The sequence below is a fragment of the Streptomyces hypolithicus genome, from assembly GCF_052934925.1.
The window spans coordinates 4,521,425-4,534,285 of sequence record NZ_CM128811.1 but is presented as its reverse complement, the minus strand read 5'-3'; the positions used below and the strand labels follow the sequence as shown (position 1 = coordinate 4,534,285).

The 12,861-nt window shown below is 71.5% G+C and carries 10 protein-coding genes and 2 pseudogenes; 7 read left to right on the top strand and 5 right to left on the bottom strand.

Annotated elements, in window-relative coordinates; genetic code table 11:
* Positions 1-26 precede the first annotated feature (26 nt).
* Together glnII and ACU6WZ_RS21400 are read left to right on the top strand one after the other, a co-directional pair.
* Positions 27-1,046, top strand: coding sequence for a glutamine synthetase (gene glnII / locus ACU6WZ_RS21405; protein WP_447029736.1), 1,020 nt, complete (start codon positions 27-29; stop codon positions 1,044-1,046).
* A gap of 360 nt (positions 1,047-1,406) precedes the next feature.
* Entirely contained in the window at positions 1,407-2,009 is a 603-nt protein-coding gene (locus ACU6WZ_RS21400; RefSeq protein ID WP_447029735.1) for a winged helix-turn-helix domain-containing protein, read from the top strand.
* A gap of 66 nt (positions 2,010-2,075) precedes the next feature.
* Here ACU6WZ_RS21400 and ACU6WZ_RS21395 read toward each other — a convergent pair whose 3' ends face one another.
* The 3 genes from ACU6WZ_RS21395 to ACU6WZ_RS21385 all read right to left on the bottom strand — a co-directional run bounded on the left by ACU6WZ_RS21395 (position 2,076) and on the right by ACU6WZ_RS21385 (position 4,661).
* Positions 2,076-3,521, bottom strand: coding sequence for a PepSY-associated TM helix domain-containing protein (locus tag ACU6WZ_RS21395; RefSeq protein ID WP_447029734.1), 1,446 nt, complete (start codon positions 3,519-3,521; stop codon positions 2,076-2,078).
* A gap of 93 nt (positions 3,522-3,614) precedes the next feature.
* A complete protein-coding gene (locus ACU6WZ_RS21390; protein ID WP_447029733.1) occupies positions 3,615-4,214 on the bottom strand; it encodes a hypothetical protein in 600 nt (199 codons plus the stop codon).
* Positions 4,215-4,505: 291 nt separating this feature from the next.
* The gene (locus ACU6WZ_RS21385; RefSeq protein ID WP_447034331.1) at positions 4,506-4,661 is read right to left on the bottom strand and encodes a hypothetical protein; all 156 of its coding nucleotides are present in this window, start codon (positions 4,659-4,661) and stop codon (positions 4,506-4,508) included.
* A 93-nt stretch (positions 4,662-4,754) separates the two neighbouring features.
* Here ACU6WZ_RS21385 and ACU6WZ_RS21380 point away from each other — a divergent pair.
* Both ACU6WZ_RS21380 and ACU6WZ_RS21375 read left to right on the top strand, forming a co-directional pair.
* Positions 4,755-5,095, top strand: a pseudogene (locus ACU6WZ_RS21380) (glyoxalase superfamily protein).
* A gap of 158 nt (positions 5,096-5,253) precedes the next feature.
* The gene (locus ACU6WZ_RS21375; RefSeq protein WP_447029732.1) at positions 5,254-6,810 is read left to right on the top strand and encodes a DUF1996 domain-containing protein; all 1,557 of its coding nucleotides are present in this window, start codon (positions 5,254-5,256) and stop codon (positions 6,808-6,810) included.
* 75 nt (positions 6,811-6,885) lie between these two features.
* On the opposite strand, the gene ACU6WZ_RS21370 is transcribed toward ACU6WZ_RS21375, so the two are convergent.
* A complete protein-coding gene (locus tag ACU6WZ_RS21370) occupies positions 6,886-7,350 on the bottom strand; it encodes a hypothetical protein (protein ID WP_447029731.1) in 465 nt (154 codons plus the stop codon).
* Positions 7,351-7,488: 138 nt separating this feature from the next.
* On the opposite strand from ACU6WZ_RS21370, the pseudogene ACU6WZ_RS21365 reads away from it, so the two are divergent.
* Positions 7,489-10,589, top strand: a pseudogene (locus ACU6WZ_RS21365) (alpha-N-acetylglucosaminidase).
* Positions 10,590-10,711: 122 nt separating this feature from the next.
* Positions 10,712-11,494 carry a TetR/AcrR family transcriptional regulator gene (locus ACU6WZ_RS21360; RefSeq protein ID WP_447029730.1) on the top strand — a complete coding sequence of 261 codons (783 nt, stop codon included), beginning with the start codon at positions 10,712-10,714 and terminating at the stop codon, positions 11,492-11,494.
* Here ACU6WZ_RS21360 and ACU6WZ_RS21355 read toward each other — a convergent pair.
* Positions 11,467-12,159 carry a DUF4230 domain-containing protein gene (locus ACU6WZ_RS21355; RefSeq protein WP_447029729.1) on the bottom strand — a complete coding sequence of 231 codons (693 nt, stop codon included), beginning with the start codon at positions 12,157-12,159 and terminating at the stop codon, positions 11,467-11,469. The two genes, ACU6WZ_RS21360 and ACU6WZ_RS21355, sit on opposite strands and share 28 nt — an antisense overlap.
* A 53-nt stretch (positions 12,160-12,212) precedes the next feature.
* On the opposite strand from ACU6WZ_RS21355, the gene ACU6WZ_RS21350 reads away from it, so the two are divergent.
* Entirely contained in the window at positions 12,213-12,827 is a 615-nt protein-coding gene (locus ACU6WZ_RS21350; protein WP_447029728.1) for a GNAT family N-acetyltransferase, read from the top strand.
* The last annotated feature ends 34 nt before the right edge of the window (positions 12,828-12,861 follow it).

The window sequence follows — 12,861 nt, the reverse complement described above, 5'->3', positions numbered from 1 at the left end:
CCGCAGCACCGCAAAGGATGGCGTCCGTGACCTTCAAGGCCGAGTACATCTGGATCGACGGCACCGAGCCGACCGCCAAGCTTCGCTCGAAGACGAAGATCCTTGCCGGCGGCACCGAGCTGCCCGTCTGGGGCTTCGACGGATCCAGCACCAACCAGGCCGTGGGTCACGCCTCCGACCGCGTGCTGAACCCAGTGTTCTCCTGCCCGGACCCGATCCGCGGCGGTGAGAACGTCCTCGTCATGTGCGAGGTGCTCAACATCGACATGACGCCGCACGAGTCCAACACGCGTGCCCTGTTGCGTCCGTTCGCGGAGCAGTTCGCGGGCCAGGAGCCGATCTTCGGCATCGAGCAGGAGTACACCTTCTTCGACGGCCACCGCCCGCTCGGCTTCCCCGAGAGCGGCTTCCCTGCCGCGCAGGGCGGCTACTACTGCGGCGTCGGCGCCGACGAGATCTTCGGCCGCGACATCGTCGAGAAGCACCTCGACCACTGCCTCGCCGCAGGCCTCGGTATTTCCGGTATCAACGCCGAGGTCATGCCGGGCCAGTGGGAGTTCCAGGTGGGCCCGCTGTCTCCGCTGGAGGTTTCCGACCAGCTGTGGGTCGCGCGCTGGCTGCTGTACCGCACCGCCGAGGACTTCGATGTGTCGGCGACCCTCGACCCGAAGCCGGTCAAGGGTGACTGGAACGGCGCGGGCGCGCACACCAACTTCTCGACGAAGGCGATGCGCGAGGGCTACGACGCCATCATCACCGCGTGCGAGTCGCTGGGCGAGGGCTCGAAGCCGATGGACCACGTCAAGAACTACGGCGCGGGCATCGACGACCGCCTCACCGGACTGCATGAGACCGCCCCGTGGAACGAGTACAGCTACGGCGTGTCCGACCGCGGCGCCTCGGTCCGCATCCCGTGGCAGGTCGGGCAGGAGAAGAAGGGCTACATCGAGGACCGGCGCCCCAACGCGAACGTCGACCCGTACGTCGTGACGCGGCTGATCGTCGACACGTGCTGCACCGCGCTGGAGAAGGCCGGCCAGGTCTGATCACCACGGCTCGCACAGCCCACACAGCCCACAACTCGCACAGCTCCGCACGCGCGCAGGGGCGCCCACCGGACAAGCGGGCGCCCCTGCGCGCGTCTTGGGCCGGTGGACCGGAGGGGCTACTGCCGGCGGCCGCCGTCTGCTTGAATTGGGTTCATGGCCAGCTACCGGGAGAGCGCGACAGGTCGACGTATCGACCTTGAGCCGTTCTGGCCCTCCCGTCAGCATCACGACTTCGACCGGGTCTGTTGTCGCGCGACGAACGCGCGGTCCCTCCAAAGCCGTTGAACAGCGGTTTTCGGTCGGCGCGCACAGCGTAGTACGTCCCTCGACGACTCCCTCGCGCGAAAGAGCTGTCTCATGGCGAAAACCCGCCCCTTCTCCGCCGCACCCCAGCCCCACTCCCCCGCCAGCGCCGCCCGCCACCGGCTGCGGGCCGTGGACCGGGACGAGGTGGTACGTACCGGGACGGCCCTCGGCGTCGGTGACTTGCTTCCGCCCGGCGCCACGTGGCTGCCGGCACCCCCGCACTCGGTTCCCACCCTGCCCGGCCGGCCGCCCATGGTCGGCTACCTGGTGCTGCTCCCCGCCGCCCAGGCCGGCGCTCAGACAACCGCTCAGACCGGCCGCCCGGCCACCGCCCCCCTGAGCGGTTCGGGCAGCGAGGACGGGACGCCCGGCACCGGGCCGGTACGGATCGACGGAGCCGAGCGCACCGCCACCGTGGACGGCCGGACCCTGGACCTGACGTACCTCGAATTCGAGCTGCTCGCGCACTTGGTGGCGCACCCCCACCGGGTGCACACCCGAGACCACTTGGTGTCCACGGTGTGGGGGTACGGCCACGTGGGCGACGGCAGGACCGTCGATGTCCACATCGCGCGGCTGCGCCGCAAGCTCGGCGCCGAGCGCCGCGCCACGATCCGCACGGTGCGGCGCGTGGGCTACAAGCACACGCCCTGACGGGGCGCGGCAGCGGGGTGCTTGCCCGTGCAGGCGCACGGACAAGCACCCCGTCTCGGCGCGGGCTCAGGCCGTCGTACGGGCGCGGAGCCTGGCCGCCAGGCCGAGCGACGCGTCGACCGCCAGGAACGCCAGCAGGCTGATCCCCAGCAGCGGTACGAACCAGCCTGCCAGCGCGGTGAGCGCCACCAGCGGCAGCAGCACCGTCACCGGCGCCTTCCGCCAGGCGCCGCGCGGCATGGGCCGGCCGACGGTGAACCTGCGTTCCCTGGTCGGCCTGCGCAGCCACCACATGCGGTACCCCCAGGCGATCAGCAGGATGAGGGCGACCATGAGGGCGGCCAGGGCCAGCTGGTTGGCCAGGCCGAAGGTGACGCCCATGTGGGCATCGATCCCGAACCGGGTGAGCTGCGCGAGCAGCGGATAGTCGGCGAAGCGCAGGCGGTCCATGATCTTGCCGTCGGCGGGGTCGACCGCGACCGAGTCCAGGTGGACGGGGAACTGGGCGTCGGTCTCCTTGACGACGTAACCACTGCCCTCGCTCGGCAGGATCACCGAGAGCTCGCCGTCGACGCCGGCTGTGCGGGCGGCCGCGAGCGCCTTGTCGATGCCGATGTCGGGGCCGATGTCGGGGCCGGCGGTGCCCTGGTGGTTGCCTCCGCCGCCATGGCCGGCGTGGTCGCCGCCGCCCTCGGTGAGCGCCGCGGACACGGTCGGGGTGGCGCCGCCGAGCTGGTCCTGTACGGCGCCGATGTTCTCGCCGGCGTACCGGGACCAGGTGAGGCCGGTCGCCGAGAGCAGGAGGAGCCCGAGTGCCGCCCACATGCCTACGGTGCCGTGCCAGGAGAGCGTGCGGCGGCGGCCCTTCGGGCCGCGTTCGGGGACGATCAGGTCGCGCTTGGCGGTGTGGCGGCGGCCGAGCCACAGCAGCAGGCCGCCGAGGGCGACCACCCACAGCCAGCTGGCGGCGAGTTCGCTGTAGTGGCGGCCGAGGTCGCCGAGGTGCAGGTCGCGGTGGAGCTCGTCGAGCCAGGTGCGCAGCGGCAGGGCGCCGGAGCTGCCGTAGCTGGTGAGTTCGCCGCGTACCTGGGCGGTGTACGGGTCCACGAAGACCGCGAGTGACCTGTCCTCCGCGACTTCGGGCGTCGCCATCAGCACCCGGGTCGTGGCGCCGTTCTCGGCGGACGGCCAGACGGCGGTCACGGTGCCCTGCGGGTGGGCTTCACGGGCTGCGGCGAGCTGGTCGCCGAGCGGCAGGGTGCGTTCGCCCACGGAGACTTCGAGTTCGTGGCTGTAGAGGAACTTCTCCGCCTGGAAGGAGAGGGAGTAGAGCAGCCCGGTGACGGCGGCGACGAGCAGCAGCGGAGCTGTCAGCAGGCCCGCGTAGAAGTGGACGCGCAGGACGAGGGGGCGCAGGGCGGTCCACGTGGACCTGGGTCCGGCGGCCGGGGCGGCGGGTGACTGCGCCGTGGGCACGGGTTGTGCGGGTCGTGCGGGATCGTCAATGGCCATGACTGTCCTCGGAGTTGTCGACGAATGATCGGGAGCCATGCGCGGGGCATGGGGAGCGGCCCCCTGGTCACGCGGTCGGACAGCCGAGGCGGCTCAGACTGTTCGGAGGGTGCCCGGGGCGGGGGCCGTGGTGCGCGGTGCGGGTGCGCGCGGCGGCCCCCGGCGGGAGAGGGTGTGCGCGAGGACGACGCCGTGGGCGGGCCGACGGGTCGTACGGAGCCGGGGGCGCGGCTGCTTCGGCAGCCCGTGGGGGCCTGCGACGGCGAGCAGCAGCCGCAGCGGCGTGAAGGCGAGCGCCCCCACGGTGCGCGCCAGCCGGAAGAAGGCGGCCTCGCCGCGTGCCAGCCACAGGGCGCACAGCAGGGCGGCGGCGAGGTGGGCCGAGGTCATGGCGAGGGAGGAGGAGCCGTGGCCGTGCGCGACGGCGGTGGCGGCCTCCGCCACCGCCGCTGGGTCCATGGCCTGCTGGTGCACGGCCTGCTCCTGCATGGCGCCGGGCATCGGGTGGTGGCCGACGCCCGGGCCGGTGTCCTGCGCCGTACCGAAGACGAGGTGCAGGACTCCCTGTACGGCGAGGAGCCCGCCGCCGACGGTGAGGGAACCGCGCCGCCGGTGGCCCGCGACCCAGGCGATGGCGGCGGTCACCGCGAAGGCGGCGAACAGTCCCGAAACCGGAAGCTCATGGGCAGACATGGACGAATGCGCCACCGCGGCCGCAAGGACGCACACCGCCGCGAAAAGTGCGGCTCGGAGTGCGCGCAGGGGCGACCGGGCATCTGTCATGGTCCGCACATGCTGCCATCCCCGGCGTTGGGAGGTGGTGGTAGGTACACCACTGCGTCGGGGGCCGGGCCCAATGACCTCGTGGGGCGGCGCGGGCGAGACTGGCGCATGCCCGGCAGACCGGCCGCCGAGAAGAGGTGGGGCGCGTGATCGCGACGAAGATACGCACCGCATTTCTGGCCGCGGTACAAGGACTGGCACTCACGGTGGGTCGGGGGTGCGGATCGCCGTGCCGTACCGCCCGATGCCCGCCGGCCTGCGTTCCGGTGTCACCGGGCAGGTCGAGCGCTGCGTACTGATGTTGAAGGACCCGGCGACATGGCGGGACGTGCTGACGGGTACTGGCCGTCCTGGCATACCTGGACCAGGGCCGGCCCGGCGGCTGAGCGTCGGGCTGCTGAGCGCCGGTCACGCGGGCACCGGGGCCGCGCTCCGGGGCAGGATGGGCACATGACCGTCACCGAGGAAGTCATCCCGATCCTGCACGTCGAGAACGCCGCCAAGGCGGCCTCCTGGTACGCCCGTCTCGGCTTTCGGAAGCAGTGGGAGCACCGCTTCGAGGCGGGCTTTCCCGCGTTCGTGGAGGTGGCGCGCGGGTCCGTGCGGCTGTTCCTGTCGGAGCACCGGGGGGGGACGCGCGCCCGGACACGCTGGTGTATCTGCGGGTGCGCGACGTGGACGCGGTGGCTGCGGAGTTCGACGTAGCGGTGGAGAAGCAGCCGTGGGCGCGCGAGGTGGAGTTGCGCGATCCGGACGGAAACCGGCTCCGGGTGGGAACGCCGGCCGAATGACACGGTCCGTCCGCATGCGGGGCTCTTTGCTCATGGAGGTAGCTACGAATTCGGACGAGGTGTGAACAGGCCGTGAGCCGTGCCCGTATGGAACGGAGCGCTTCTCCCCTGCCGGGACATCCCTCAACCCTCCCCCGGCAACGAAGCAGAGGAGTTCCATGCGACGCGCATCTCGTAAACGATCCACGCTGGCGAACCGGGCGATTGCCGCTTCGGCCGCTCTGCTCCTGGGCGGGGGTGGACTGGTCGCGGTCAATGTCTACGCATCCGCGGGAGAAGGCTGGTCCGGCCCGCCATCGGGGCAGACCGGTCAGATCAAGAACGCCGGCCTGCGGATGTCGACCATTGTCTGTCCGGAGGTGGTGAACGAACTGACCGACGTACCCGACTCCGCGCGCCCGGAAGTCGACCGGGAGCTGGCGGCTCTCGACTCTCAGATCACGGACGCGTACAAGCGGTTCGCTGATTCCAGGGAACAGATGTCCAGGGACCCGAACCTGGCACAGAACGCCGTTCTCGGACCGCTGAAGGACAAGCGGACTGCGTCCGTCGACCGGATCGCCGTCGCCATCGACCGGGCGGCGGAGCGGCCCCAGGGGCTCGAAAGCCTCGCGCCCTGCACCCTGCGCGCCGACGACAACCAAGTGGCCGACGGCGGAGACGGACAGGGCGGGAACGGTAACGGGAATGGGACCGGGCAAGAGGGCGGGGGTGGGGGTGGGCAGGACAACGGGAACGGGCAGGACGGTGACGGTCAGGACGGCGGTCAGAATGGCGGTCAGGACGGCGGCGAAGGCGGTCAGAACAATGGCAACGGCGGGCAGGCCGGCAACGGCCCCAACGCCGCCGACTTCGTGGACATTCAGTCCGTCCAGCCGAACGTCCCAAAGCCCCGCAAGCTGCGCGGCGCCTCCCGCGGCGTCTTCAGCACGAACTGCGGCGTGAATGAGAACGGCAAATTCAACCCTGACAACGTCATCGTCGCCCCGGGTGTGAGCAATGGCGCACACCACATGCACGATTACGTCGGCAACCAGGCCAACGACGCCTTCGCCAGCGACGACGACCTCGCGGCCGGCGACACCTCGTGCCGCAACCAGGGCGACAAGTCGACGTACTACTGGCCCGTCCTGCGGCTGCAGAACGGGCAGAACGAAGCGGATGCCAACGCGGACGGCGGCGGGAAGGACAGCAACGTCGGAGAGATCCAGACGCCTTCCCAGGTCACGCTGAACTTCGTCGGCAGTCCCGTCAGCAGGGTCACCGCAATGCCCCGCTTCCTGCGGATCATCACCGGCGACGCCAAGGCGTTCACCAATGGTGACGCCAACGCCAACGCTTCCTGGAGCTGCACCGGATTCGAGGACCGCCAGCTGAAGGACAAGTACCCGATCTGCCCGGAAGGCAGCCAGGTCGTGCGTTCCTTCGAGTTCCAGAGCTGCTGGGACGGGCAGAACACGGACAGCGCCAACCACCGCACCCACGTGGCGTTCGCCCAGCCCAACGGAGCCTGCCCGCAGGGCTTCCGCGCCATCCCGCAGCTGGTGCAGCGGATCGTGTACGACGTGCCGCCGGGTCCGGGGTTCGCGGTCGACTCGTTCCCCGAGCAGCTGCACAAGCCGGGCACGGACCACGGTGACTTCATCAACGTCTTCGACAGCCGGCTGATGAACAAGGTGGTGGCCTGCGTGAACGGCGGCCGCCGCTGCGCCTGATCCCCCGCACCCCCACACCCCCCACCCCCCAAGGGGGCGGCCGCCCCACCGGCCGCCCCCCGTTGGCCTGCGCGGTCAGCTTTCGCGATGACCGGAGTGCTCGTCAGTGCTCGTCTCGTGCCCCCCATCGCCACTGTCCCCGGAGTGGTGCGAGGAAGTCTCCACGGTCCCGCCCAGCTGACCGCGCAGTGCTGTGACCACCTTCGGGTCGCCCACCGCGACCCACTTCCTGCCGACCAGGTACGAGCCGCCGTAGTCCTTGGCCTCGTTGATCCACTCGCGTTGTCCGCGATCGGTCGCGAAGGTGGCCAGCACGTAGCGGCTGTCGCCGGTCTTGCAGTTCGCCTGACGCAGCTCCTCCGCGTCCGTTTGTATGTTCGGCTTGCACCCGACCTTTTTCGCGAGCTGCTCCAAGCTGCCCTCCGCCGTCCTGGGCAACGGCTCTTCCGCGTCCTCACCCGAGCCGCAGCCCGTGACGAGGAGGGCCAGAACGGCCAGGGCAGAGGCGGTTTTCGCTGTACGTCGACCGTGGTTGCGCATGCCCCCATCGTGCCCCGTTGCGCCACCCGGTGGGGCGCGAACCAGTACATGGCACGCCCCATTGCCCGCCCCTCCACACCGTCACTAACGTGCGCTCCGTACGGCCCTGCGCCCTGTCGTCCCACCGAGGAGTGCCCGATGGCCGAGCAACTGTCGCGACGTACGCTGCTGGGCACCGCCGGCGCGGTCGGGATCACAGCCGCCGTCGGCGGGCACGCCCCCGCCGTGGCAGCGGCGCCCGATCACCGGCCCGCGCACGCCGCCCTGGAGCGGCTGCTGCCCGACCACGCCCACCAGTTCCGGCTCACCGCCCTGAGCGGCTCCGACCGTTTCCGGGTCACCGGCACCACAGGCCGCATCGAGGTCGCCGCCACCGGCCCGGCGGCGGCGCTCACCGGCGTCCACTGGTACCTCAAGTACGTGTGCGGGGCGCACATCTCCTGGTCCGGCACCCAGCTGCGGCTGCCGAAGCGGCTGCCCGCGCCCGGCGCGTCCCCGGATCTGGAACGATCGGCCACCGTCCCGCACCGCTTCGCGTTCAACGACACCCACGACGGCTACACCGCGCCGTACGCCGACTGGTCCCGCTGGGAGCGGATGATCGACGTACTGGCCCTGCACGGCTGCAACGAAGTACTGGTCACCACCGGCCAGGAGGCCGTCTACCACCGTCTCCTGCAGGACTTCGGCTACTCCGACACCGAGGCCCGCGCCTGGCTGCCCGCCCCCTCACACCAGCCGTGGTGGCTCTTGCAGAACATGAGCGGATACGGCGGCCCCCTGGCCCCCGAGCTGATCGCGAAGCGCGCCGCGCTCGGGCGGCGTATCACCACCAGGATGCGCGAGCTGGGCATGAGGCCGGTGCTGCCCGGCTACTTCGGGACGGTCCCCGAGGGCTTCGCCACCCGCAACCCCGGAGCCCGCACGGTTCCGCAGGGCGACTGGTCGGGGCTGCGGCGCCCCGACTGGCTCGACCCGCGTACACCGGCCTTCGACGAAGTGGCCGCCGCCTTCTACCGGCACCAGTCCGCGCTCTTCGGGCCGGTCGACCACTTCAAGATGGACCTGCTGCACGAGGGCGGCTCGGCCGGGGACGTGCCCGTGCCCGAGGCGGCGCGCGCCGTCGAGCGCGCCCTGCGGACCGCCCGGCCCGGCGCCACCTGGATGATCCTCGGCTGGCAGGGCAACCCGCGCCGCGACCTGATCGACGCGCTCGACAAGCGGCACCTGCTCGTCGTGGACGGCCTGTCCGACCTGGACACCGTCACCGACCGCGAGAAGGACTGGGGCGGCGCGCCCTACGCCTTCGGCACGATCCCCAACTTCGGTGGGCGTACGACGATCGGCGCCAAGACCCACCAGTGGACCGAGCGGTTCACGCTCTGGCGCGACCGGCCCGGTTCGGCGCTGGCCGGGACCGCGTACATGCCGGAGGCCGCGGAGCGGGACCCGGCGGCGCTGGAACTGTTCTCGGAACTGGCCTGGCGGCGCGAGGCGGTGGACCGCGAGGCGTGGTTCCAGGGGTACGCCGACCTGCGCTACGGCGGCCGGGACGCCGACGCCAGAGCCGCGTTCGCCGCGCTGCGCGAGACGGCGTACCGCATCACCAGCCGCGACGGGCGCCCGCACGACTCGATCTTCGCCTCCCGCCCCAGCCTGTCGGCGGCCTCCGGTACGCACTACGCGACGCACACGCCCGCCTTCGACCTGGCGGACTTCGACAAGGCGTTCGGTGCGCTCCTCGGCGTCCGCGAGCCGCTGCGGGCCTCGGACGCGTACCGCTACGACCTCACCGACCTGGGCCGCCAGGCCCTCGCGAACCGCTCCTGGCAGCTGCTGCCGCAGCTGAAGGCCGCGTACGGGCGTAAGGACCTGCCCGCCTTCCGCGCGCTGTCCGCTCTCTGGCTCAGGCTGATGCGGCTGAGCGAGGACATGGCGGGTTCCCACGAGGCGTTCCTGTTGGGGCCGTGGATCGAGGACGCGAAGCGGCTCGCGTCATCGGCCGCCGAGTCGGAGCAGCTGGAGCGGACGGCGCGGGTCCTGGTCACGACGTGGGCGGACCGGCCGACGGCGGACGGCGGGCGGCTCGCCAACTACGCCAACCGCGACTGGCACGGGCTCATCGGTGACTTCCATCTGCCGCAGTGGCAGGCGTACTTGGGCGAGCTGGAGGACGCGCTCGCGGCCGGTCGGGCACCGAAGCCCTTCGACTGGTACCCGTCGAGGAGCCGTGGACGCGGGAGCGCACGGCGTACCCGCTGCGCCCGCCGAACGATCCGTACCGCACGGCGCGCCGCGTCCACGCCGTACTGGCCCGCGCGCCCTACCAGGGCGCGGTGACGGTCACCGCCGATCCCGCTGTCCTCAAGCCGGGCGGCTCCGCGTTGCTCACGGCGGGCTTCCGCAACGTCAACGGGCTGCGCGCGACCGGCCGTGTCGACTTCGCACTGGACGGGGTCGACGCACAGCCGCAGGGGCCGGTGTCGCTGCCGTCCGTACCGGCGGCGGGCGCGGGGTCGGCGTCCTGGCGTGTGACGGCCCCGGACACGGCCCCGGACGGATCGCCGGCCCGGCCGCTCGTCGCCCTGCCGTACGAACTGAGCACGGTCTACGGGCCGAAGGGCGAGCCCCGGGTCACCTCCGTGCACACCGGCAGCCTGTACGTCGCCGGGCCGCTGAGCGAGGGCTGGCGGACGTACACGAACAACCAGGCGGTGTTCGGGCAGCTGGAGGGCCGGTACGCGATCAATGGCGCGGGCCAGGATCTGTGGAAGGCGACGGCCGAGTTCGGTTCTCTGTACCGGGAGGGAGCACTGCGGGACGGCGGGAGCGTGACGGTGCGGGTCGAGGCGCAGGAGGTGACGGGCGCGTGGGCGCGCGCCGGTCTCGTGGCGCGGAACTCTCTCGCGACGCCGGGGTCGCCCGGCTTCCTCAACCTCGCTGTCACGCCCGGGAACGGTGTGGTCCTGTCGTACGACACGAACGGCGACGGCACGCTGGACACGTACCTGCGCATCACGGGAATCACCGCGCCCGTGCTGCTGCGGCTCACGCGGGCGGACGGGGCGTACACCGGGAGGTGTTCGGTGGACGGCGGGACGTCGTGGCGGACGGTGGGGACGGTACGGGTGGCCGGGGCGGCGGCGGGGGCGCAGGACGCGGGGATGTTCATGAGCGCGGCGCACGGGGGAAGCGGCGGGCGGGGGACGGTGGAGTTCGGCGAGTGGGTGGTGGGCTGAGGCGGGGCCGCGGGGCCGCGGGGCGTTGGGCACGCGGCGGCCTCCCGCTGGCGGCTTTGCCTGCGCCGAGGTGACCGGCCGGTACTGGATTCGTGACGCGCGGCGGCAGTTACGCTGCTCGTATGACGATCGGGGTGCGCCGCAGAATGGGCGTCGAGGAACGCAAGCAGCAGCTGATCAGCGTCGCGCTGGAGCTGTTCAGCCATCGCTCGCCCGAAGACGTGTCGATCGATGAGATAGCGGCAGCCGCCGGCATCTCGCGACCCCTCGTCTACCACTACTTCCCCGGCAAACAGAGCCTGTACGAGGCCGCGTTGCGGCGAGCCGCCGACGAACTCGCCGCGCGGTTCGTGGAGCCGCATGAAGGGCCCCTGGGCGTACGGTTGTTGCGGGTCATGGGCCGCTTCTTCGACTTCGTCGACGAGCACGGTCCCGGCTTCTCCGCGCTGATGCGGGGCGGCCCGGCCGTCGGTTCCTCGACCACCAACGCCATGATCGACGAGGTGCGCCAGGCGGCGTACGAGCAGATCATCGCGCACCTCGGCATCACCGACCCGCCGGCCAGGCTCGCCATGGTCGTACGGTCGTGGGTGTCCCTCGCCGAGTCGAAGGCGCTGATCTGGCTGGACGGCCGAGAGATCCCGCGCCCCGAGTTGGAACAGCAGTTGGTGTACGACTTCGCGGCGCTGGCCGCGGTGAGTGCGGCGTACAACGAGGAGATGGCACAGATCCTGCTCCCGGTGCTCGCCCTGGAGCCGGCCGACGGACCGTTCGGCGACCTGCTGACGCGACTGGCGGCGCTGGCACCGCAGGCGGCACCGCAGGCGGCACCGGAGTCAGCGACGGCGACGGCTACAGCGACGGCGACGGTACCGGGTCAGCGACCGGCGTCGTCGTCACCGTAGCGGACGGTGACCTCCTTGAAGCCGAGCGAGGTGAGCAGGCCCTGGAGCATGCTGGTGGTGTTCTTCTCGGCGCGCGCGGCGAGTTCGCTGTCCTTGGCGGCCTCCCCGATGTGACGGGCGGCGAGGCGGCTGACGGCGCGCTCGTCGGCCGGGTTGTCGGAGAAGAAGTCCCCGAACCGGTCCAGCAGCCCCCGCTGCTTGGACACGGCGTACGAACGGTCCGCGTCCAGCGAGGGCTTGCCGAGCTCGGCATGCGGGAGGCGAAGAGTGGCGCTGGTGCGGTCCTTGTTCACGGTGACCTGGTCCTCGCCGACCTTGCCGAGGTCGACGTACGCCCCGACGGTGCCGGCGCCGACGTAGAGCGTGCGGGAGCCGCGGAGGGCGTCCGGGAGGAACTTGGCGTCCTTCTCCAGGTCGACGACGACCTGGAAGTTTCCGGACGCGGCCTCGTAACGGCTCATGTCCTGAATGGACCTCAGGAGGGTCGGCCCGGAGTTGTCGCGGGTCTCCTCGCCGAAGATGTCGTCGAAGTCCGGGACGAGACTGAGCCTGCCGGCGACGAGGAGCAGCGCCAGCAGCCCCGCGATCACAGCGATCACCTTGGCCCACCACGGGAGCCCGGTGCGGGGCCGGGGCGTCTTGGCCTGCTGGTCGGTGAGAGTCATACGGTCCTGATTCCCCCGTAGCCCTTGGTCACTCAGCGCTTACGGTTCGACCTATGACGACACGAGTGAACTTTCGTACGGCGGACGACGCCGATCTCCCCGCCCTGGCCGCCCTCTACGACCAGGCCGCCCGCTGGATGCGGAGCCGGGGCATCGAGCAGTGGCAGCCGGGTGGGAAGGACGAGGAGCACTTCCGGCTGCGGACGCAGGAGGGCGAGGTGTGGCTGGCGGAGGCGGGGGGCGTGGCGGGCGTGGTGCTGGGCGCGTACGAGCTGTGGTGGGACGACGAACCCGCGTGGGGCGTGCGGCCGCCCGAGGCCGGGTACGTACACCGGCTGATGACCGACCGCACGGCCGCACCCGCCGGTCTGGGGCGGACCCTGCTGGCGCACGCGGAGCGGCGGATCGCGGAGGCGGGGCGGGAGCTGGTCCGGCTGGACTGCCTGACGTCGAACCCCCGGCTGCGGACGTACTACGAAGCGGCGGGGTACGAGGTCGTCGGCGCCGAGCGGGTCAAGGCCGGCGCCGTGGGGGAGGCGCCCTACGGTGTGACACTGCTTCAGCGGCGCACGCCCCTGGGCCGCCCCGCTGGGCCCGGACCCCGCTCCTCAAACACCGGAGGGGCTGAAATGTGCGCAAGCGGCACATCCAGCCCGTCCGGCGATTGAGGACACGCCTGCAGGGCGTCACGGGGTCCGGGGG